The following is a 20,051-nucleotide window of genomic DNA, read 5'->3' on the forward strand; positions in this document are numbered from 1 at the left end:
ATCCAGACGTCTCAACGGCAGGCGGGCTTTCAAGCGCGGGTGACCTCGCACTAAACTGGGGTCATGGCCGATATCGCTGCGTCCCCCACCCTTTTGCCTCCCCCCCGCACGCGACCCTTCGGGCGCCGCTATGCCTTCGTCGTGATCGGCGTGGTGTTCCTGGCGCTGCTCGTCTCCGCCGGGTTGCGCGGCACCATCGGTGTGCTGATGGTGCCATGGCAGGATGCCTTCGGCTGGAGCCGCGCCACCATCGCCCTCGCCGCCGCCATCGGCATCTTCCTGTATGGCCTGATGGGGCCCTTTGCCGCAGCCCTGATCCAGCGTTTCGGTGTCCGCCGCGTGATGCTGAGCGCCCTGGTTCTGATGGCGGCGGCCACCGCCTCCAGCGTCTTCATGACCCGTCCCTGGCAGCTCTTTCTCACCTGGGGCGTGCTGTCCGGCCTCGGCACCGGCTGTGTCGCCAATGTGCTCGGTGCCATCATCGCCAATCGCTGGTTCACGACCAATCGCGGCCTCGTCATGGGGCTGCTGACGGCGAGCACCGCGACGGGCACGCTGATCTTCACGCCGGGCCTGGCCGCCATCGCCGCCCACGCCGGCTGGCGGCCGGTGGTGCTGACCGTGGCCGCCGCTGCCGCCGTGATGATTCCGCTGATCGCCTTCCTGTTGCCGGAGCGGCCGGCCTCGATCGGCCTCACCGCCTGGGGCGCACCGGCTGGCGCTGCGCCCCCTGGCCCGCCGGCGATGTCCTTCATCGGCAATGCCATCGGCGGCTTGATGATGGGCATCCGCACCCGGACCTTCTGGCTGCTGTTTGCCAGCTTCTATATCTGCGGCTTCACGACCAACGGCATGGTCGGCACGCATCTCATCGCCCTCTGCGCCGATCACGGCATCGGGGAAACCCGCGCCGCCGGCTTGCTGGCCATGATGGGGGTCTTCGACCTGGTCGGCACGACCTTGTCGGGCTGGCTGACGGACCGCTTCGACCCGCGCAAGCTGCTGTTCGTCTATTACGGCTTGCGCGGGCTTTCCCTGATCTACCTGCCCTTCTCCGGCTTCGGCCTGTATGGCCTGTCCTTCTTCGCGGTCTTCTATGGTCTCGACTGGATCGCCACGGTGCCGCCGACGCTCCGCCTCGCGACCGAAGCGTTCGGGGAGAGCCGGACGCCTGTGGTCTTCGGCTGGATCGTCGCCGGCCACCAACTCGGCGCGGCCAGCGCGGCCTTCATGGCCGGGCTTGTTCGCACCATCGATGGGTCCTACATGCCGGCCTTCATGCTGGCCGGCCTGCTCGCGGTCGGCGCCGCGTTCTTCGCCATCTTCATCAATGCGCCGGCCGCCACGGCCGCTGCGCACAAGGAAATCCCTGCATGATCGTTCTCATCACGGGCGCGAGCGCCGGCTTCGGAGCCGCGATCGCGCGCACGCTCGTCACCGAAGGCCATAAGATCATTGCTGTGGGTCGCCGCACCGATCGTCTGGCCGATCTCGCCCATGAACTGGGCCGCGAGCGCGTGCTGCCCGTGACGCTGGACGTAACGGATCGTGCCGCCGTGGCCAGTGCCATTGAAGGCCTGCCGGAAGGCTGGGCCGAGATCGATATTCTGGTCAATAACGCCGGCCTCGCGCGCGGCCTTTCCCCGGCCCACGAGGCGAAGCTCGACGATTGGGATGCGATGATCGACACCAATGTGAAGGGCCTCACCTATATGACGCGGGCCGTTCTGCCGGGCATGGTGGCGCGCGATCGCGGCCATGTGGTGAATATCGGCTCGGTCGCCGGCAACTGGCCCTATCCCGGCGGCAACGTCTATGGCGCGACCAAGGCGTTCGTGCGCCAGCTGTCTCTCAACCTGCGGGCGGATCTGTACGGAACCAAGGTCAGGGTGACGAATGTCGAGCCCGGTCTGGTCGGCGGCACGGAATTCTCCAGCGTTCGCTTCGATGGCGACCAGGCCAAGGCCGATGCCCCCTATGCCAATACCACGCCGCTGACGGCCGAGGATGTGGCCGAAACCGTGCGCTGGATCGTGACCTTGCCGGCGCATTTCAACGTCAATACGATCGAGATCATGCCCGTGGTGCAGAGCTTCGCGGGGCTGAAGATCTTCAAGACCGAGGGCTGATACTCGCCCCCGGAATGCGTCATTTCATTGACACTCTGGCGGGGTCTTGCTAGGCCCCGCACCTGCCGGATCATCGGGGAATCATCCTCGGGGGCGGCCCATAATAAGAAGCAGCTCCAACGAGGGCGCAGCAACGAAAGACAGAGCCTATGTTCGCAGTCATCCGCACTGGCGGAAAGCAGTATCGCGTCGTGCCCAATAGCATTCTCAAGGTCGAGAAGCTTGAGGCCGAAGCCGGCAGCACCATCACCTTCGACGAGATTCTCGCCGTGGGCGAAGAAGGCGGCGCCACCTCGATCGGCGCCCCGTTCGTCGCCGGCGCTACCGTCACGGCCACCGTCGTCGCCCAGGACCGCCTCGCGAAGATCATCATCTTCAAGAAGCGCCGCCGGCAGAACAGCCGCCGCAAGAACGGCCATCGCCAGCACGTCACCGTGCTGCGCATCGCCGACATTGTGGCCGCCTAAGCCCGCGCTTGAGATAAGGAGAGACACTCATGGCTCATAAAAAAGCAGGCGGCTCGTCCCGCAACGGCCGCGATACCGCGGGCCGACGCCTCGGCGTCAAGAAGTTCGGCGGCGAGAGCGTCGTGGCCGGCAACATCATCATCCGCCAGCGCGGCACGAAGATGAAGCCCGGCGCCAATGTCGGCCTGGGCAAAGATCACACGATCTTTGCCCTGATCGACGGTCACGTTAAGTTTCAGGAGAAGGCCGAGCGGATGCATGTCTCCGTCACGCCGCTTCCGCTGGCTGCCGAGTAACTTTCGCGCAGGGTTCCGGCTTCTCGCCTATGTTACAGGAAGGGGTCGGCACTGCCGGCCCCTTTTCTCGTTTCTGGTACCGTTCCTATGAAGTTTCTCGACCAAGCCAAGATCTATGTGCGTTCCGGCGACGGCGGTAATGGCGCGGTCGCGTTCCGACGGGAAAAGTATATCGAGTTCGGCGGGCCGGATGGCGGCAGCGGCGGCCGTGGCGGCGACATCATCTTCGAAGCCGCGCCCGACCTGAATACGCTGATCGATTTCCGCTATTCGCAGCATTTCAAGGCGCCCAAGGGCGGCAATGGCTCGGGCAGTGACCGCACCGGTGCCGCCGCCGACACCGTGCTCATCAAGGTGCCGGTTGGAACCGAGATCCTGGCCGAGGACCGCGAAACGCTGCTCGCCGATATCGATCATCCCGGCGCCCGCGTCGTGCTGTGCCGGGGCGGCGACGGCGGCTTCGGCAATGCCCATTTCAAGAGCAGCACCAACCGCGCCCCGCGCCGCGCCGATAAAGGCTGGCCGGGCGAGGAGCGCTGGATCTGGCTGCGCCTGAAGCTGATCGCCGATATCGGCCTGGTCGGCATGCCCAATGCCGGCAAATCCACCTTCCTCTCCGTGGTCTCCGCCGCGCGGCCGAAGATCGCGGATTACCCCTTCACCACCCTCGCCCCCCAACTCGGCGTCGTGCGCCCGACGGAATACGAGGAGTTCGTGCTCGCCGATATTCCCGGCCTGATCGAGGGCGCCCATGAGGGCGTCGGTCTCGGTGACCGTTTCCTCGGCCATGTCGAGCGTTGTGCGGCCTTGCTGCATCTCGTCGATGGCGCCGCGGGGGACGTGGTGCAGGCCTGGCGCACGGTGCGGGAGGAGCTGATCGCCTATGGCGGCGGTCTGGCCGAGAAGAACGAAATTCTGGTGCTCAATAAGTCGGACGCCATGTCCCCGCGCGAAACCTCGGCCCGGCGCGCGGCCCTGGCCAAAGCCTCGGGCAAGACCGTCATGGTTGCGTCGGGCGTCACCCGGGCCGGTGTGCCAGAGGTGCTGCGGCTGCTGATGAACATCGTGAACGAGGAACGGGCCGACCGCGCCCTCGCCTATAAGCGCGCCGCAAGCGCGTGAGTGCGGCCGCCACCCTGGCCGCCGTGCCCTCGGTCGCGAAGGCGCGTCGGCTCGTCATCAAGCTCGGCAGCGCGCTGGTGGTGGACCCCGATGCCGCCGCGACCCGCACCGGCTGGCTCGATGAAGTGGCGGAGGATATCGCGGCGCTGCAACGCACCGGCGTGGAGATTATCGTCGTCTCCTCCGGCGCCATTGCCCTCGCCCGCCGCACCCTGAACCTGACCCAGCCGAGGCTGCGGCTGGAAGAGAAGCAGGCGGCGGCAGCGGTGGGGCAGATCCGCCTCGCCCAGGCCTGGAGCGAAGCGCTTTCGGCGCATGGCCTGACGGCGGCGCAATTGCTGCTGACGATGGAAGATACCGAGGATCGGAGGCGCTACCTCAATGCGAGGGCGACACTCACCACGCTGCTCGGCCTCGGCTGCGTGCCGGTGATCAACGAGAACGACACGGTAGCGACGGCCGAGATCCGGTTCGGCGACAACGACCGCCTCGCCGCCCGCGTCGCGGAAATGGTGCAGGCCGATCAGCTCGTGCTGTTTTCCGACATCGACGGCCTCTATACGGCCGATCCGCGTCGGGATCCGGCGGCGCAGCACATCCCCATCGTCGCCGGCATGACGACGGAGATCGACGCCATGGGGGGCGAGCCGCCGCCCGGCTATTCCTCCGGCGGCATGCGCACCAAGCTGGTCGCGGCCCGCATTGCCACGGGCGCCGGCTGTGCCATGGCGATCGCGCTGGGTCATCGCCCGCATCCAGTGCGCGCCCTGGTGGAGGGTGCGCGCTGCACCTGGTTCATGCCCACGATCGACGGGCGCTCAGCCCGCAAGCGCTGGATCGCCGGCAGCCTGTCACCGCTCGGCACGGTCACGGTCGATGCCGGCGCGGCGCGGGCGCTGGCGGGCGGGCGGTCGCTGCTGCCCGCAGGGGTGGCGGGTGTCGCGGGAGAGTTTTCGCGTGGAGACGCCGTGCGTGTGCAGGGGCCCGGCGGCCTCGAAGTGGCGCGCGGGCTGTCGGCCTATAACAGCGAGGACGCGCGGCGCATCATGGGCCACCGGTCAGAGGAGATCGAGGCGATCCTCGGCTGGCGCGGGCGGGACGAACTGATCCACCGGGACGATTTGGTTCTGGTGTAGCTGGCTCTGCCGTAGCTGGCGGAAGGCGCTGCGCTTTTCCGCCCTACACCCTCTCCGTCGGACCGCACTCCCCAGACGTCATCCACAGGCTTGAGGGCGATCTTGCTCTAAAATCGCCACGAAGCGTTTCTATCTACCGGCCATGGATCAATACGCTCCACTTCGCGCAGACATCGCGCGCGACGACAGTATTTCGATGTCGGCCAAGGACGAGATCGACGCCCTCACGGGGATTCGCGGTGTCGCCGCCGTCACGGTCATCACCTATCACATCTACCCGTCCGAGGAGTTTCCCTGGGGACTGCACCAGTTCATCGCGCGGGGCTATCTGTCGGTCGATCTCTTCTTCGTTCTCAGCGGTTTCGTCATGGCGCTGAATTACGGGCAGATGTTCCGCGATCCTGTGCGGATACCTGCCATCGGCACCTTCCTGTTGCGCCGTATCGCCCGCCTCTATCCGCTCTACATCGTCTTTCTGGCGCTGCGGGTCGGCTATTCGCTCTTAACGTATCACAGCGTCACCGTGCCCGGATTCTGGTTCGCGATGAATCTGGAGCATCCAGCGAAAGACCTCATCGCCAATAGCCTGATGATCCAGTCCTGGGGGGTCGCGAAGGCGATCACCAACCCGACATGGTCGATCAGCACCGAATGGGGCGCCTATTTCCTGTTCCCCTTCATGGTGACGCCGATCCTGTTTCGCGGCCAATGGTCGGTGATGTTCGCGACGCTCGTCGCCGTCGCTCTCGTCATCGCCGCCAGCATCATGACCGGTTATGATGGGACAACGCATAACGGCGCGCTGGATGCCAATGACGGCCGCACGATGGTGCCGATGCTGCGCTGCCTGGGCGGCTTTGCGCTCGGCGTTATCACCTTCCGCGCCTTTCAGATCAGCTGGGTGAAACGCCTTGCAGGCTCCGGCATCGGTTGGCTGGTCATCGCCTATATGCTTACCGCGATCGCGCTGCATGCGCATGACCTTGTGATCTACCCGGCCTTCCCGTTGCTGGTCCTGTGCCTCGCCTGTGACAAGGGCTGGCTGGGCGCCGTGTTTTCGTGGAAGCCGATCTTCGAACTCGGGGTTTTGTCCTACACCATCTACGTCATCCACAATGTGTGGTTCCGCCCGTTCCAGTGGCTGCGGGCAGAGTTGCCCAAGCAAATGCCAATGCCGGTAGCGCAGATGGTGGTGGCGGCCTTCCTGATTCTGAGCATCGGCGGCGCGGCGATCGCGTTGCATCGCTGGGTCGAAGTGCCCGGCCGGCGGCTGGTGCGGACTCTGTCCCGGTCCTTCGAAACGCGGAGTTCGCCGTCGCCGCGCGGCGGCTGACGCTAGTCGTGGATGAAGGTCGCTTCGATCTCACCGAACTCGAAGCCGAGCTTCGTGCCCCAGGCGCGGTTCATCATGATCTTCGGCGCCACCATCCACTGCCAATCGTCGAAGTCGAGCGTGTGGTCAGATCCGCTGCTCTTCAGATTGAACGTGTAATGCATCCGATAGGCGTTGCCGGATTCGCGGCCGCGCGTGACGCCCACCACATCCGGCGTCCGGCCGATCCAGGTGCCGTCAGGGTCTTTGGTATAGGTCCAGTCGCGATCCTGGGTCGTGTTATCCGAGAATAGATAATGCTCATGCAGATGCAGCACCTGACCGTCCCAGGTGCCGTTCTCGTCAGCGGTGAACTGCTTCACGACATCGCCGCCACGCGAGAAGAAGAATCCGTAACCGCGCGAGTGGCCGTTGTAGAAATCCTCGACATGGAACTGTGGCGTCCGGTCCGCGAAGGCGGTCACCGGCTGGCGTGCGCATCCCGCCATCAGCAGCGGCAGAGCAAGGAGGACGAGCATCGGGCGCATAGGCACACTCCCACGGCATCACGTCGCCGTTGGTGCTTAACGCTCGGCCGCCTCCGTCGGATGCAGACGCTCCCCGGCCATATAGGCCAAGGCCAAAGGGTGATGCTGCTCCACCAGCTTCTGCAGCCGCTCCGCCAGAAGATGCGTGTAGATCTGCGTCGTCGCGATATCGGCGTGACCCAACAGCATTTGCAGGCTGCGCAGATCGGCGCCGCGCCCCAAGAGATGCGACGCGAAGGAGTGCCGCAGCACATGCGGCGACACGCGCGCGGGATCGAGCCCGGCCGTCAGCACCGTCTGCTTGAGGTGAAGGAAGAAGGCCTGCCGCGTCAGCGGCTTTCGAGAATCTCGGCCCGGAAACAGCCAGCGCCCCTGCTTCTTGCGCGCGGCGCGGAGCGCCCTCGCCGCCTCCCGCGCCGCATCCGACAGGGGCACCACGCGGTCCTTGCCGCCCTTGCCGCGCACCAGCAGCATCTCGGCATCCGCCGTCAGAGCTACGGATTGGAGCGACAGCAGTTCTGAGATCCGCAAGCCGCTGGCGTAGAGGATCTCCAGGCCGGCGCGCATGGTCAGGCCCCGCAGGCCCGGCGCCTCGGCCGCCGCGCGCAGCAAATGCTCGACCTCCGCCTCCGTCAGATTCTTGGGCAACGCCGCACTCGGTTTGGGGGAATCGAGCAGCCTGGCCGGATCGTCCGGCCGCACCCCCTCCCGCAGCAGGAACTTGTGAAACTGGCGCATAGCCGCGAGACGGCGCGCCTGGGTGCGTGGTGAGAGGCCGGCATCCGCCAGGGACACCAGATAGGCGCGCAAATCCGCCGTGCCGCTGGTCGACAGGCTTTCCCCGCGTGTCGTGAGGAACGCCTGAAGATCGTCGAGATCCGCGCGATAAGCCGCCAGGGTATTGCGCGCGGCGCCACGCTCGGCCGCCATCATCTCCAGGAAGGATTCGAGATGGCGATCCATCAGCCCATGCCGCTCCAAGAGAACTGCCATCACGCTGTCAGCGGTCCATCCCTATACAGGAGGCCGTGGACTCGGGGCGAACGAATGCAGCGGCTCATCGGAATAGGCCTCATCGCGGCATCGGCCGCCGCCTATAGCCTGGCGGGCTATTTCACTCGGCTGATTCCGCTGGATGTCATGACGCTGCTGTTCTGGCGTGGCCTCTTTGCCGGGTTGATGATCAGCGCCCTGGTTATCATCCAGCATCGTGGCGCGGCCTGGCGGGAAACGCGTGCCATCGGCTGGCCTGGCCTGCTCATCGCTGGGCTGACGGTGCTGTCCTCGTATCTCTATCTCGGCGCGCTGCGCCACACGACCGTGGCCGCCGTCTCGGTCATCTATGCGACGCTGCCCTTCCTCACGGCGGGCCTCGCCTGGCTGCTGTTGCGGGAGCGCGGCACGCTGCGCGAAGTGGTGGCCGGGCTGGTGGCGCTGATCGGCGTCGCGGTCATGGCCCATGGGGAAATTGGCTCCGGCCGCCTGGGCGGTGATCTGCTGGCTTTCGGCATGACGATGGTCTTCGGCATCACGATCGTCTTGATCCGGCGCGGCCGCACCATCTCGATGTTGCCGGCTGTGGCCTTGTCTTGCTTGCTGACGGCAGCCATCGCCTGGCCCTTTGCCAAGACCGGTCCGCTCACGGCCTTGCCGATGCTGCACCTCATTCTGTTCGGAACTTTGCAGCTCGGCCTCGGGCTCGCCTTGCTGACGACCGGGATGCGCCTCGTCTCCTCCACCCAAGCGGCACTCGTCGGGCTGCTGGATGTGCCGCTGGCGCCGATCTGGGTGTGGATCGCCTTCGGCGAAGTGCCACCGATGCTGACGCTTGTGGGTGGCGCCGTCGTGCTGGGCGCCGTGGTTTATACGATGGGCGCGCGCAGCCCGGCAGTCGGTCAGATCGCGGCGGCGATCCGCCCGACATCCGCGAGCACGGCCTCCCGATCCGGCATCGACGCGGACAAGCCGACATAGAAGGCCGTCACGATGATCAGTGCGCGGCCAGGCGGCCAGAGGATGGCGACGTCGTTGGTGATGCCCTTTGGACCGGAGCCCGTCTTGTCTCCCAGGCGCCAACCAGCCGGCACGCCGGCCCGCAGACGCTTGCCGCCCGTCTTGTTGCCGACGAGCCAAGCGACGAGTTGCGCCCGCGACCCGGCCGACAGCGCGGTTCCCACCACGACGGCGCGCATGAGCCCGGCCATCGCAGCCGGCGTCGTGCTGTCACGCGGATCGCCGGGATCCACATCGTTCAGGGCCGGCTCGCGTCGGTCGAGGCGCGTCACCTCATCACCCAGGGAACGGAAATACGCAGTCAAAGCCGCCGGGCCGCCAAAACTGTCGAGCAGAAGATTCCCGGCCGTATTGTCGCTCAGCGTCACGGCGGCTTCGCAAATTTCCGCCAGCGTCATTCCGTCACCGCCGACACGCTTACCGGTGACCGGGGAATAGGCGACCAGGTCACTCTTCGCATAGGCGATCCGCCGGCTGAGGCTTTCCTGACCGCGATCGACCCGCGCCAGAACGTAAGCGGCGGCGAGACATTTATAGGTGCTGCAAAGTGGAAACAGCTCATCGCCACGATGCGCGGTCCGCCTCATCGTTCCGGTGTCCAGGATCGCGACGCCCAGTCGTCCACCGTGTTTCCCTTCGAGATCGGCGAGACCGTCCTCAGGTGAACCGGCCACCGCCGGCAGGTCCGACGCCGCGAGAAGCGCCCCGGTCAGCAACAAACGGCGCGACAGCATCGGCCGCTTAGCTCTTGTTCACGGCGCTGGTGGGCAGCACCTCATGCACTTGATGCTGGTGCAAAGGCAGCGGAAACATGCCAAGCGCAAGGAAGCCCCCACCCGCCACGACCAGCAGGAAAAGAATGAAAATCAAGAGGAACTGGCGCATTCGGCTACTCTGCCCTTCGAAACTGCGGCTGTGCTAGCCTGGGGTGTGATCACGCGCAACACCTCCCTGGACGCCGATCCGCTGGTCCCGCCTTCCCGCCTGCTCGGACGCAGCGTCGTGCTGGTCGGGCTGATGGGTGCGGGCAAGACTGCCGTGGGTAAGCGCCTGGCCCAGCGGCTCGGTCTGCCGTTCGTCGATACCGACCAGGAGATCGAGAGCGCGGCAGGCTATACCGTCAGTGAGATCTTTGAGCGATTCGGCGAGCCCGCCTTCCGCGATGTCGAGCGGCGGGTGCTCCGCCGCCTGCTGGAAGGCCCGCGCGTCGTCTTGGCGACGGGCGGCGGCGCCTTCATGGACCGCGAAACCCGCGCGATGGTTCGCGATAAGGGCCTGTCGATCTGGATCAGGGCGCCGCTGCCCCTGCTGCTGAAGCGAGTCGCGGGGCGCAGCCATCGCCCACTGCTCATGAGCGGAGAACCCGCGACGATTTTGCAGGGCCTGATGGACCTGCGCCACCCCACCTATGCCGAGGCCGATATTACGATGGATTCCCGCGACGAGCCTGTTGACGCCATGGCGACCCGCACGGCGGACGCTGTGCTCGCGCATAAGCCGCCCACCCGCGTCACGGTCTCCCTCAGTGACGGCGGCTATGACGTGGTGATCGGCACCGGCCTGCTGGCCCGCGCCGGCGGCCTGCTCGCCCAGGTTCTGCCGCAGCGCCGGGCGATCGTGGTGACCGACAATACCGTCGCTGCCCTTCATCTCGATGCCTTGCGCGTTGGGCTGGAGGGCGCCGGCTTCACTGTCGGCACCATCGCAGTGCCCCCCGGTGAGGCCTCCAAGACCGTCGAAAGCTGGGCGGCCGTGGTGGATGAAATGCTCGCCCAAGCGGTCGAGCGGCGCACCGCCATCATCGCCCTCGGCGGTGGCGTGGTCGGCGATCTCGCCGGTTTCGCCGCGGCCGCGACGCTGCGCGGGCTGCCTTTCGTGCAAGTGCCGACGACGCTGCTCGCTCAGGTCGATTCCAGTGTCGGCGGCAAGACCGGCATCAATACCCGCCACGGCAAGAACCTGATCGGCGCTTTCCACCAGCCGCGCATGGTGCTGGCCGATACCGATGTGCTCGCGACCCTGCCGCCGCGCGAGCTGCGGGCCGGCTATGCCGAAATCGTCAAGGCCGGGCTGATCGGGGACGCCGCCTTCTACGAATGGTGCGAGGCGCACGGCGCCGGCGTCGTCACCGATGACCGCGACGCCCAGGCTGAGGCCATCCGCCGCGCCTGCGCCTTCAAGGCCGGCGTGGTGGGTGATGACGAGCGCGAGGAAAAGCCGAATGACGGCCGCGCCTTGCTCAATCTCGGCCATACCTTCGGCCATGCCCTGGAGGCCGAGGTCGGCTATGGCGGGGAGCTTCTGCATGGCGAGGCAGTGGCGATCGGCCTCGGCCTCGCCTTCAGCCTGTCGGCGCAGCTTGGCTATTGCTCGACTGAGGAAGTCGCGCGGGTGAAGCGCCATATCGCGGCGGTGGGGTTGCCGTCTGACATCGGCATGCTCAACCGGCGGTTCTCGGCGGCGCGGCTGATCGGCCATATGCGGAAAGACAAGAAGATGCGGGACGGCGCACTGCATTTCGTGCTGGTGCGTGGCATCGGCCAGGCTTTTACGACGCGCGACGTGCCGCCCGATGCGGTGGAGGCGCTGCTGCGCGACGCCGGCTGCGAGCCGTGAGGCACGCGGCAAGTCGGATTCTAGGGCGGATGAGCGTAGCGCTATCCGCCATTTGCTTCGCCCTCCCCGCCCGTGCCGGTTCGCTGCGCGCGCCCGTCGATGTCTCGGTCGCGCCGTGGCGATCACTCGGCCGGGTGCAAACAGAACTCGGTTCGCGCTGCACCGGCTTCCTGATCGCCCCGCGCATCGTGCTGACGGCGGCGCATTGCCTGTTCCAGCACCGGACTCTCGGCTATGTGCAGCCAAGTTCAGTTCATTTTCTGTGGGGCTATGCCGATGGCGCCTATCGCGATCATGCCCGCGTCCGCGCCTTCACGCTCTCACCGGGCTATGATCCGATGCACGAGGGTCAGACGCTGGGGATCGATCGTGCCTTCCTCACCCTCGATCATCCCCTCGGTATGATGTCGGATTCGGCCCATATCGCGGCCGCCGCGCCGACGGTCGGCACGGCACTGGTGCTGGGCGGATACGACCGTGACCACCCCGAAATCCTGATGGGCGATACCTGTCACCTGACCGGCGTCAGCCAGGATGGCGGCGGCCATCGGCTGATCGTGCACGACTGCTACGGCGAGCCTGGCAGCAGCGGCGCGGCGTTGTTCGCGCGCGAGGCCGATGGGCGTTGGGCGGCGGTGGGGATCGAGGTCGCGGTCACCGGGCCGGGCGGCATGACGGGCCTCGCCGAGCCGCTCGCTCCATAACCCCGTCTTGGCGACCCCGTCGCCTCCGTTCAAATCTGCCGCCCCCTGCGTTCTGGCCCAAATCCGCCACAGCGCGCTTCTTTCAGTTCACTCGCACAGCATGAACGGTCCATGGAACGCTTCTCCGGCCTCTCCCTGCTTCGTCACGCCTTCGGCGGCCATCAAGGGTGGAAACCCTTCTGGCGCGAGCCCGCGCCCAAACCTGCCTATGACGCGGTCATCATCGGCGGCGGCGGCCATGGCATGGGTGCCGCCTATCACCTGGCCAAAGACCACGGCCTGCGCAACATCGCCGTGCTGGACAAGGGTTGGCTCGGCGGCGGCAATGCCGGGCGCAACACCACCATCATCCGCTCGAACTACCTGTTTCCGGAAAGCGCCGCGCTTTACAATCATTCCGTCAAGCTCTGGGAAACGCTGTCGGAAACGCTGAACTACAACACCATGTTCTCGCAGCGCGGCGTGATGATGCTGGCGCATACGGTGCATGACGTGCAGGTCTTCAAGCGCCACGTTCATGCCAATCGGGCGGCGGGCGTGGATAATGAGTGGCTATCGGCGGAGGAGTGCAAAGCCTTCTGCCCGCCGTTGAACATTTCCGCCAATATCCGCTACCCCGTGGTCGGCGGTTCGCTGCAACGGCGCGGCGGCACGGCGCGGCATGATGCCGTGGTCTGGGGCTACGCGCGGGCGGCGGACGCCATGGGCGTCGATATCATCCAGAATTGTGCCGTCACCGGCATTCGGCGTGATGCATCCGGCGCGGTCGAGGGCGTGGAGACCGAGCGCGGCTTCATCGCCACGAAGAAGATCGGCGTCTCGGCCGCCGGCAATACCAGTGTGGTGATGGCCATGGCGGGCCTGCGCATGCCGCTGGAAAGCTTTCCACTGCAAGCGCTGGTGTCCGAGCCCGTGAAGCCGCATTTTCCTTGCGTCGTCATGTCCAACACCATCCACGCCTATATCAGCCAGTCCGACAAGGGCGAGATGGTGATCGGCGCCGGCACCGACGCCTATACCAGCTATACGCAGCGCGGCGCGATGCATATCGCCAGTCATACACTGGATGCGATCTGTGAGCTGTTCCCCATGTATCGCCGCCTGCGCATGTTGCGGAACTGGGGCGGCATCGTGGACACGACGCCGGATCGTTCGCCCATCATCGCCAAAACATCGGTGCCCGGCCTTTACGTCAATTGCGGGTGGGGCACCGGCGGTTTCAAGGCGACACCAGGGTCGGCACATCTGTTCGCGCATACCATCGCGAAGGATGAGCCGCATCCGATCAACGCGCCCTTCAGCCTGGAACGCTTCACCACCGGCCGCTTCATCGATGAAGCCGCCGCCGCCGCCGTCGCACATTAGGACGCAGGTCATGCTCCTCATCCCCTGCCCGCATTGCGGTCCGCGCCCCGAGTTGGAATTCCGCTATGGCGGCCAGGCGCATATTGCGCGTCCCGAAAATCCGGCACCGCTGACGGATGATCAATGGGCCGACTTTCTGTATGAGCGCGACAATGTCAAAGGCATCCATGCCGAACGCTGGCGCCATATCCATGGCTGCGCGCGCTTCTTCAACATGCTGCGTGACACGACGACGGATCGGATTCTGACGACCTACAAGACCGGCGAAGCGCGACCGGAGATCGCATCGTGAGCGAGGCCTTTCGCGCGCATTCCGGCGGCCGCATCGACCGTAGCCGGACACTGAATTTCCGTTTCGACGGCCGCGCCTATACCGGTGTCGCAGGAGATACGCTCGCCTCCGCGCTGCTCGCCAATGGCGTTCATCTGATTGGTCGCTCGTTCAAATATCACCGCCCCCGCGGCATCATGACGGCGGGATCGGACGAGCCGAACGCGCTCGTGACCGTCATCCGCGACAAGGCCCGCACGACGCCGAACCTGCGCGCCACGCAGGTGGCGCTGTATGAAGGTCTCGACGCGATCAGCCAGAATCGCTTTCCGTCCCTCACCTTCGACATCGGCGGCATCAACGACCGCATTGCGCCGCTGCTGCCGGCCGGCTTCTACTACAAGACCTTCATGTGGCCCCGCAGCTTCTGGGACCGCGTCTATGAACCCACAATCCGCGCCGCCGCCGGTCTCGGCCGTTCACCGGAAGCGCCGGATACCGATCGCTACCTCCAGCGCCACGCGCATTGCGACGTGCTGGTGGTCGGCGCCGGCCCCGCCGGGCTTGCGGCCGCGCTCGCCGCCGCCGAATGCGGCGCGCGGGTCATGCTGTGTGACGAGCAGTCCGAAATGGGCGGCTCCCTGCTCGCGGACGAGACCTCCTACATTGCCGGCAAGCGTGCGGCCCTGTGGATGACCGAGACGCTCGCGGAACTCTCGGCGCATCCCCGCGTCACGCTGCTGCCGCGCACCACGGCCTTCGGCTATTACCCGCATAACCACATCGGCCTCGTCGAGCGCGTGACGGACCATGAGGCGACGCCGGACCCGAAGCTGCCGCGCGAGCGGCTGTGGATGGTGCGGGCGACCGAGGTGGTGGTCGCCGCCGGCGCGCTGGAACGGCCGCTGACCTTCCCCGACAATGACCGGCCCGGCATCATGATGGCCGATGCCGCGCGCCTCTATGTCACGCGCTATGGGGTGAAGCCCGGCAAGCGCGCCGTCATCGCGACCGCCAATGACAGCGGCTATCATGCCGCGATGGCCCTCGCCGAAGCGGGCGTCGAGATCGCTGCCATCGCCGACCTGCGCCCGGCACCCTCCGGCGATTGGCTCGACATCGCGCGCGCGGCCGGATTGGCCGTCCAGACCGGCATGACCGTCTCTGGCACGACAGGTAAGATGCGCGTCGATGGCGTGTCCCTCGCCTCTGTAGCCGTGGATGGCTCGGTCGGCAGCACCACCGATATCGCCTGCGACCTGCTGCTGATGGCCGGCGGCTGGACGCCGACGGTGCATCTGTTTTCACAAGCTCTGGGCAAGCTGCGTTTCGATGAGGGATTGCAGGCCTATGTCCCCGGCGAGTGCGCGCAGCGCATTCGCGCCGCCGGCGGCGCGAATGGCGCCTATGGCTTGGAGGAGGCTCTGGCCAGCGGCTACCGCGCCGGCGCGGAGGCGGCCGGCCAACCCGATGCCGCCACGCGGGTCTTCGTCACGCAAAGCGCCAAAGCCGATGCCAGCACCATGCTCGGCGCCCTGCCCCATGGCCGCGATCCCTCTCGTGTGCGGGCCTTCGTCGATTTCCAGAACGACAGCACGGCCAAGGATCTCAAGCTCGCGCTGAGTGAAGGCTTCCGCTCGGTCGAGCATGTGAAGCGCTACACCACCACGGGCATGGCGACGGACCAGGGCAAGACCAGCAATATGCCCATGCTCGGCATCCTGGCCCAGGCCCAGGGCAAGCCGATCCCGGAGGTGGGCTTCACCACCTTCCGGCCGCCCTTCACGCCGACCACCTTCGGCATCTTTGCCGGCGCCAATCGCGGTGAGATGTTCGACCCCGCGCGCCGGACGCCGATCCACCCCTGGGCCGCCGCGCAGGGGGCGGTGTTCGAGGATGTCGCCCTGTGGAAACGCGCCCGCTACTTCCCCCGCAATGGGGAGACGATGGACCAGGCCGTGGCGCGGGAATGCCTTGCGGTGCGCGCCGGCGTCGGCATCTTCGACGCGACCACGCTGGGCAAGATCGAAGTCGTGGGGCCGGACGCCGCCGAGTTCATGAACCGCATGTACGTGAACCCTTGGACGAAGCTGGGCGTCGGCCGATGCCGTTACGGCGTCATGCTGCGCGAAGACGGGTTCGTGCTCGATGACGGCGTGGTCGGGCGGATCGCGACCGATCGCTTCCATGTCACCACCACCACCGGCGGCGCGCCCGGCGTGCTGAACATGATGGAGGACTACCTCCAGACCGAATGGGCGAACCTGCAGGTCTGGCTGACCTCCACCACCGAACAATGGGCCGTCATCGCCGTGCAGGGACCAAAGGCGCGGGAGGTGCTGGCACCATTGGTCGAGGGCATCGACCTCTCGGCGGCGGCGCTGCCGCATATGGCGCTCGCCGAGGGTCTGATTTGCGGCGTCAAGACACGCCTGTTCCGCGTCAGCTTCACCGGCGAGCTGGGGTTCGAGATCAATGTCCCCGCCGCCCATGGCCGCCAGGTGTGGGAAGCGGTCTTCGCTGCCGGCCAGGCGCAGGGCATCACGCCCTACGGCACCGAGACGATGCATGTGCTGCGCGCCGAGAAGGGCTTCATCATCATCGGCCAGGAAACCGACGGCACGGCAACGCCCGATGACGTCGGCCTCACCTGGGCAATCGGCAAGGCCAAGCCCGATTTCGTCGGCAAGCGGTCCCTGACGCGGTCGGGCATGACCGACCCATCACGCAAGCAGCTCGTCGGGCTGCTCAGCGTCGATGGCAAAACGGTGATCGAGGAAGGCGCCCAGATCGTCGCCGACCCCAAGCAGCCGGTGCCGATGACGGTGCTGGGGCATGTGACCTCTGCCTATCACAGCGCGGTGCTGGGCCATCCGATCGCGCTGGCCATGCTGGCCGGCGGACGCAGCCGGATGGGCGAGACGCTGCATGTGCCGATGCCCGGAGGGGAGTCGATTGCGGTAACGGTGGCGGCGCCGGTCTTCTACGACGCAGAAGGAGCGCGGCTGAATGTCTGACACGATCGACGCCACGGGCGTCAGCCTCACCACGCTGCGCGCCCATGCTCGCTTCGTCTTTCGCGGCCCGGAAGGCGCTGTGCAGGCGCTGTCAGAGGCTTTCGGCGTGTCACCCTCCGGCGAGGCCTGCCGTGCTGTGGTCGTGGGCGAGCGCGCTGCGCTTTGGCTCGGGCCGGATGAATGGCTGCTGCTCGCGCCCGCCGAGGAGGCCGAGTCCATTGCAGCCGCTGTGGCAGAGCGTGGTTCGGCGGTGCCGCATAGTCTGGTCGAGGTCTCGCATCGCCAGACGGCGCTGATGCTGTCGGGGCCGCTCGCGACGGTCGTGCTGGCGGGCGGCAATCCGTTGGACCTCGACATCGCGGCCTTTCCGGTCGGCATGTGCACGCGCACGATTTTGGGCAAGGCCGAGATCGTGCTGTGGCGCACGGCCCCGGAGGCGTTTCACATCGAAGTCTGGCGATCCTTCGCGCCGTATGTCTGGAGTTTCCTGCGCGAACACATGCGCGAATTCGGAAACTGATGGATCGCTTGGGGGGCGACCCGGCATGATCAGCGTCTTCGAGCTGTTCAAGATCGGGATCGGCCCCTCATCCTCCCATACCGTCGGGCCGATGAAGGCCGCGACAGAGTTTGCGGTCTCGCTGCCCGCGCAACCCACACGGATCACCGTCCGGCTGATGGGCTCCCTCGCCTGGACCGGCAAGGGCCATGCGACCGACACGGCCATCATGCTCGGCCTGGCGGGCGAGCGACCCGATACCGTCACTGCCGAGGATGCGCGCCGCATCATCGAGGATGCGCGCGGGGCGCATCGCCTTCTCGTCAATCGCGGCATGATCGCCTTCGATCCGCTCACTGACATCATCTTCGACACCGCTGCCGCCACGCCCGTCCATGCCAATACGATGGCGTTTTCGGCGATGGACGCTGCAGGCGCGGTGATTGCCACGGACCGCTGGTGCTCGGTCGGCGGCGGCTTCATCCTGCGGGAGGCGGAGGTCGGCGTCGATCAGCCACCCAGCGGCCCGGCGCTGCCCTATGCCTTCCAGAACGGTGACGAGATGCTCCGCCTCGGCGCCCTGTCCGGCCTTTCGGTCGCGGAGATGATGTGGGCGAATGAGCGCGCGCTGCGGCCCCAGGCCGAGATCGAGCGGCGGGTGGATGCGATCATCGCCGTCATGATGGACTGCATCGATCGCGGCATCGCGGCCGACGGCGAGTTACCGGGCGGCCTGAAGGTGCGGCGCCGCGCCCGCGCGTTGCTTGCCCGCATGGAGGCCGCGAGCCTGCGCAACGATCCGCTGCCACACACGCTGCTCGACCGCGTCAGCCTGTTCGCCATTGCCGTGAATGAGGAGAATGCGGCCGGCGGCAGGGTCGTGACGGCGCCGACCAATGGCGCGGCCGGCGTGGTGCCGGCGGTGCTGCGCCATTACCGCGACCATTGCCCCAACCCGAGCGTGGAGGGGATGCGGGACTTCATGCTGACGGCCTCGGCGATCGGCGCGTTGTTCAAGATCAACGCCTCCATCTCCGGCGCCGAGATGGGCTGCCAGGGCGAGGTCGGTGTCGCGTGTTCCATGGCCGCCGCCGGGCTGACGGCGGCTTTGGGCGGCACCAACGGGCAGATCGAGAACGCCGCCGAGATCGGGATGGAGCATCACCTTGGCATGACCTGCGATCCGGTCGGCGGCCTGGTGCAAATCCCCTGTATCGAGCGCAACGCCTTTGGCGCCATCAAGGCGATCAACGCGGCGTCATTGTCTTTGCATGGGGACGGCACGCATCGGGTGTCACTCGATCAGGTCATCGCCACGATGCGCCAGACTGGCCACGACATGCAGTCGAAATACAAGGAGACGTCGTTGGGTGGATTGGCGGTGAATTTTACCGAGTGCTGACGCCGAGCGCCGCATTCTGGTCGCATCCAGCCTCGTCGTGCCATAGGATGGTCGCTGTGAGACATATGGCGACGAAATGTCAGTTGAGATCACGTTTCCAATTGAGTTTATCGTTCAGGGAACGCCTGTTTCGCTACAGGTCAAGCGCCCGGAATCCAGGGCGGCTTGGAAAGCACGGGTGAGGCAAGCGAGCGCCCTGGTTTTGCCTGAGGGTCATTTTTCATCTGAGCGTTCCATCTCAGTGACGCTGTTTTATTTTCCCGTCGCTGAAATGCCAGGCGACGTGGATAACATTGTGAAGCCAGTCCTGGATGCTCTCTCCAAGCACGTCTATAATGATGACCGGCAGGTCGAGCGCGTATGGGTTCAGAAATTTGAACCTGGCAAGGTTTTCGAGTTTGACGGGCCGTCTGAAACTCTGTCAGAGGCCTTGGCCGGCGAAAAGCCACTTCTGTTCGTGCGTCTTGGGGATGATCCCAGCGAAGGGCTTACCTGATGTCTTCTTCTTCGTCGTCCCGTGAGGAAGCCGTGCTCGAAACCCTTTTGCCGCAACTTGAGGCCGAAGGGTTTGAGGTCTTTGTCCATCCATCAGGGGCTATGTTGCCCATCTTCCTGGACACCTATCGGCCCGATGCTATCGCCCTGAAGCGCGATCGCAAAGTCGCGATAGAAGTCACGTCGCCAACCACAGCCAGCCGGAAGAAAGTCGAATACCTCAGCAAGCTATTCTCCGAGCATGCCGACTGGGAACTTCGTATCGTCTACGCGCCCCCGCGGACCAGCGACGAGATCATCCCGGTCGCGTCTGCGGAAGTCATTGAAGAACATCTCGCTCGCATCGAGCATGCCTTCGAAGTCATGGGTCCGGCATCAGCCGTGCTCACTGCCTGGGCGGTCTTCGAGGCTGCAGCTCGATCACTTATCCCGATAGACCTCGAGCGGCCACAGACGCCAGCGAGGCTTCTAGAAACGCTTGCCTCAAATGGTTATGTCACGCCCGATGAGGCTGTGATGCTGCGTCTGCTAGGCCAGATCAGGAACGGCATCGCTCATGGACGCTTAGATATCATGCCTACTCGGGAGCAGGTGGAGGGGCTTATCGACGTGACGCGCACCCTCCTCCGTCTCGACTGAGATCAGGCTAAATCGCCGAG

At 65.9% G+C, this 20,051-nt stretch carries 20 protein-coding genes; 17 read left to right on the top strand and 3 right to left on the bottom strand.

The features are described 5' to 3' along the window. Positions 1 to 63 precede the first annotated feature (63 nt). From QP803_RS09970 to QP803_RS10000, 7 genes are all read left to right on the top strand, one after another. The gene (locus QP803_RS09970; RefSeq protein WP_350356079.1) at positions 64 to 1,377 is read left to right on the top strand and encodes an MFS transporter; all 1,314 of its coding nucleotides are present in this window, start codon (positions 64 to 66) and stop codon (positions 1,375 to 1,377) included. Beyond that, entirely contained in the window at positions 1,374 to 2,129 is a 756-nt protein-coding gene (locus QP803_RS09975) for an SDR family oxidoreductase (RefSeq protein ID WP_284947608.1), read from the top strand. The genes QP803_RS09970 and QP803_RS09975 overlap by 4 nt, the downstream gene beginning before the upstream one ends. A 149-nt stretch (positions 2,130 to 2,278) precedes the next feature. Then, complete coding sequence (gene rplU, locus QP803_RS09980; protein ID WP_284947609.1) at positions 2,279 to 2,596, top strand: 50S ribosomal protein L21; 318 nt, start codon at positions 2,279 to 2,281, stop codon at positions 2,594 to 2,596. A 29-nt stretch (positions 2,597 to 2,625) separates the two neighbouring features. Beyond that, positions 2,626 to 2,892, top strand: coding sequence for a 50S ribosomal protein L27 (gene rpmA / locus QP803_RS09985; protein WP_284947610.1), 267 nt, complete (start codon positions 2,626 to 2,628; stop codon positions 2,890 to 2,892). 87 nt (positions 2,893 to 2,979) lie between these two features. Beyond that, the gene (gene obgE, locus QP803_RS09990; RefSeq protein WP_284947611.1) at positions 2,980 to 4,014 is read left to right on the top strand and encodes a GTPase ObgE; all 1,035 of its coding nucleotides are present in this window, start codon (positions 2,980 to 2,982) and stop codon (positions 4,012 to 4,014) included. After that, complete coding sequence (gene proB / locus QP803_RS09995; RefSeq protein WP_284947612.1) at positions 4,011 to 5,150, top strand: glutamate 5-kinase; 1,140 nt, start codon at positions 4,011 to 4,013, stop codon at positions 5,148 to 5,150. Before obgE ends, proB begins: the two co-directional genes overlap by 4 nt. A 196-nt stretch (positions 5,151 to 5,346) precedes the next feature. After that, positions 5,347 to 6,483 carry an acyltransferase family protein gene (locus tag QP803_RS10000; protein WP_284947613.1) on the top strand — a complete coding sequence of 379 codons (1,137 nt, stop codon included), beginning with the start codon at positions 5,347 to 5,349 and terminating at the stop codon, positions 6,481 to 6,483. Positions 6,484 to 6,485: 2 nt separating this feature from the next. On the opposite strand, the gene QP803_RS10005 is transcribed toward QP803_RS10000, so the two are convergent. After that, the gene (locus QP803_RS10005; protein ID WP_284947614.1) at positions 6,486 to 7,010 is read right to left on the bottom strand and encodes a DUF3833 family protein; all 525 of its coding nucleotides are present in this window, start codon (positions 7,008 to 7,010) and stop codon (positions 6,486 to 6,488) included. A 36-nt stretch (positions 7,011 to 7,046) separates the two neighbouring features. Then, a complete protein-coding gene (locus QP803_RS10010; protein WP_284947875.1) occupies positions 7,047 to 8,003 on the bottom strand; it encodes a site-specific tyrosine recombinase XerD in 957 nt (318 codons plus the stop codon). Positions 8,004 to 8,057: 54 nt separating this feature from the next. On the opposite strand from QP803_RS10010, the gene QP803_RS10015 reads away from it, so the two are divergent. After that, the gene (locus tag QP803_RS10015) at positions 8,058 to 8,984 is read left to right on the top strand and encodes a DMT family transporter (protein WP_284947615.1); all 927 of its coding nucleotides are present in this window, start codon (positions 8,058 to 8,060) and stop codon (positions 8,982 to 8,984) included. On the opposite strand, the gene bla is transcribed toward QP803_RS10015, so the two are convergent. Then, complete coding sequence (bla, locus tag QP803_RS10020; RefSeq protein ID WP_284947616.1) at positions 8,906 to 9,757, bottom strand: class A beta-lactamase; 852 nt, start codon at positions 9,755 to 9,757, stop codon at positions 8,906 to 8,908. The two genes, QP803_RS10015 and bla, sit on opposite strands and share 79 nt — an antisense overlap. Before the next feature lie 43 nt (positions 9,758 to 9,800). Between bla and aroB the strand changes: the two genes are divergently transcribed. From aroB to QP803_RS10065, 9 genes are all read left to right on the top strand, one after another. After that, positions 9,801 to 11,639 carry a 3-dehydroquinate synthase gene (aroB, locus tag QP803_RS10025; protein WP_284947617.1) on the top strand — a complete coding sequence of 613 codons (1,839 nt, stop codon included), beginning with the start codon at positions 9,801 to 9,803 and terminating at the stop codon, positions 11,637 to 11,639. Positions 11,640 to 11,668: 29 nt separating this feature from the next. After that, complete coding sequence (locus QP803_RS10030) at positions 11,669 to 12,343, top strand: trypsin-like serine peptidase (RefSeq protein ID WP_284947618.1); 675 nt, start codon at positions 11,669 to 11,671, stop codon at positions 12,341 to 12,343. A gap of 111 nt (positions 12,344 to 12,454) precedes the next feature. Next, the gene (locus QP803_RS10035) at positions 12,455 to 13,708 is read left to right on the top strand and encodes a sarcosine oxidase subunit beta family protein (protein ID WP_284947619.1); all 1,254 of its coding nucleotides are present in this window, start codon (positions 12,455 to 12,457) and stop codon (positions 13,706 to 13,708) included. 10 nt (positions 13,709 to 13,718) lie between these two features. Next, positions 13,719 to 14,000, top strand: coding sequence for a sarcosine oxidase subunit delta (locus QP803_RS10040; RefSeq protein ID WP_284947620.1), 282 nt, complete (start codon positions 13,719 to 13,721; stop codon positions 13,998 to 14,000). Further along, positions 13,997 to 16,996 carry a sarcosine oxidase subunit alpha family protein gene (locus QP803_RS10045; RefSeq protein WP_284947621.1) on the top strand — a complete coding sequence of 1,000 codons (3,000 nt, stop codon included), beginning with the start codon at positions 13,997 to 13,999 and terminating at the stop codon, positions 16,994 to 16,996. The genes QP803_RS10040 and QP803_RS10045 overlap by 4 nt, the downstream gene beginning before the upstream one ends. Then, positions 16,989 to 17,516: a sarcosine oxidase subunit gamma gene (locus QP803_RS10050; RefSeq protein WP_284947622.1), complete on the top strand. Its 528-nt coding sequence runs from the start codon at positions 16,989 to 16,991 to the stop codon at positions 17,514 to 17,516. The genes QP803_RS10045 and QP803_RS10050 overlap by 8 nt, the downstream gene beginning before the upstream one ends. Positions 17,517 to 17,541: 25 nt before the next feature. After that, on the top strand, positions 17,542 to 18,897 hold the full coding sequence (locus QP803_RS10055; RefSeq protein ID WP_284947623.1) for an L-serine ammonia-lyase: 1,356 nt from the start codon (positions 17,542 to 17,544) through the stop codon (positions 18,895 to 18,897). A gap of 76 nt (positions 18,898 to 18,973) precedes the next feature. Further along, a complete protein-coding gene (locus QP803_RS10060; protein ID WP_284947624.1) occupies positions 18,974 to 19,393 on the top strand; it encodes a RusA family crossover junction endodeoxyribonuclease in 420 nt (139 codons plus the stop codon). Beyond that, a complete protein-coding gene (locus QP803_RS10065) occupies positions 19,393 to 20,031 on the top strand; it encodes a hypothetical protein (RefSeq protein WP_284947625.1) in 639 nt (212 codons plus the stop codon). The genes QP803_RS10060 and QP803_RS10065 overlap by 1 nt, the downstream gene beginning before the upstream one ends. The last annotated feature ends 20 nt before the right edge of the window (positions 20,032 to 20,051 follow it).

It is taken from the genome of Acidisoma sp. PAMC 29798 (assembly GCF_030252425.1).
In the GTDB taxonomy this organism is placed as follows: Bacteria; Pseudomonadota; Alphaproteobacteria; order Acetobacterales; family Acetobacteraceae; genus Acidisoma; species Acidisoma cladoniae.

Coding starts and splice junctions, on each gene's coding strand:
- QP803_RS09970 (WP_350356079.1), top strand. CDS start 64: ATGGCCGATATCGCTGCGTCCCCCACCCTTTTGCCTCCCCCCCGCACG.
- QP803_RS09975 (WP_284947608.1), top strand. CDS start 1,374: ATGATCGTTCTCATCACGGGCGCGAGCGCCGGCTTCGGAGCCGCGATC.
- rplU (WP_284947609.1), top strand. CDS start 2,279: ATGTTCGCAGTCATCCGCACTGGCGGAAAGCAGTATCGCGTCGTGCCC.
- rpmA (WP_284947610.1), top strand. CDS start 2,626: ATGGCTCATAAAAAAGCAGGCGGCTCGTCCCGCAACGGCCGCGATACC.
- obgE (WP_284947611.1), top strand. CDS start 2,980: ATGAAGTTTCTCGACCAAGCCAAGATCTATGTGCGTTCCGGCGACGGC.
- QP803_RS10000 (WP_284947613.1), top strand. CDS start 5,347: ATGTCGGCCAAGGACGAGATCGACGCCCTCACGGGGATTCGCGGTGTC.
- QP803_RS10005 (WP_284947614.1), bottom strand. CDS start 7,010: ATGCGCCCGATGCTCGTCCTCCTTGCTCTGCCGCTGCTGATGGCGGGA.
- QP803_RS10010 (WP_284947875.1), bottom strand. CDS start 8,003: ATGGCAGTTCTCTTGGAGCGGCATGGGCTGATGGATCGCCATCTCGAA.
- QP803_RS10015 (WP_284947615.1), top strand. CDS start 8,058: ATGCAGCGGCTCATCGGAATAGGCCTCATCGCGGCATCGGCCGCCGCC.
- bla (WP_284947616.1), bottom strand. CDS start 9,757: ATGCTGTCGCGCCGTTTGTTGCTGACCGGGGCGCTTCTCGCGGCGTCG.
- aroB (WP_284947617.1), top strand. CDS start 9,801: ATGCACTTGATGCTGGTGCAAAGGCAGCGGAAACATGCCAAGCGCAAG.
- QP803_RS10030 (WP_284947618.1), top strand. CDS start 11,669: ATGAGCGTAGCGCTATCCGCCATTTGCTTCGCCCTCCCCGCCCGTGCC.
- QP803_RS10035 (WP_284947619.1), top strand. CDS start 12,455: ATGGAACGCTTCTCCGGCCTCTCCCTGCTTCGTCACGCCTTCGGCGGC.
- QP803_RS10040 (WP_284947620.1), top strand. CDS start 13,719: ATGCTCCTCATCCCCTGCCCGCATTGCGGTCCGCGCCCCGAGTTGGAA.
- QP803_RS10050 (WP_284947622.1), top strand. CDS start 16,989: ATGTCTGACACGATCGACGCCACGGGCGTCAGCCTCACCACGCTGCGC.
- QP803_RS10055 (WP_284947623.1), top strand. CDS start 17,542: ATGATCAGCGTCTTCGAGCTGTTCAAGATCGGGATCGGCCCCTCATCC.
- QP803_RS10060 (WP_284947624.1), top strand. CDS start 18,974: ATGTCAGTTGAGATCACGTTTCCAATTGAGTTTATCGTTCAGGGAACG.
- QP803_RS10065 (WP_284947625.1), top strand. CDS start 19,393: ATGTCTTCTTCTTCGTCGTCCCGTGAGGAAGCCGTGCTCGAAACCCTT.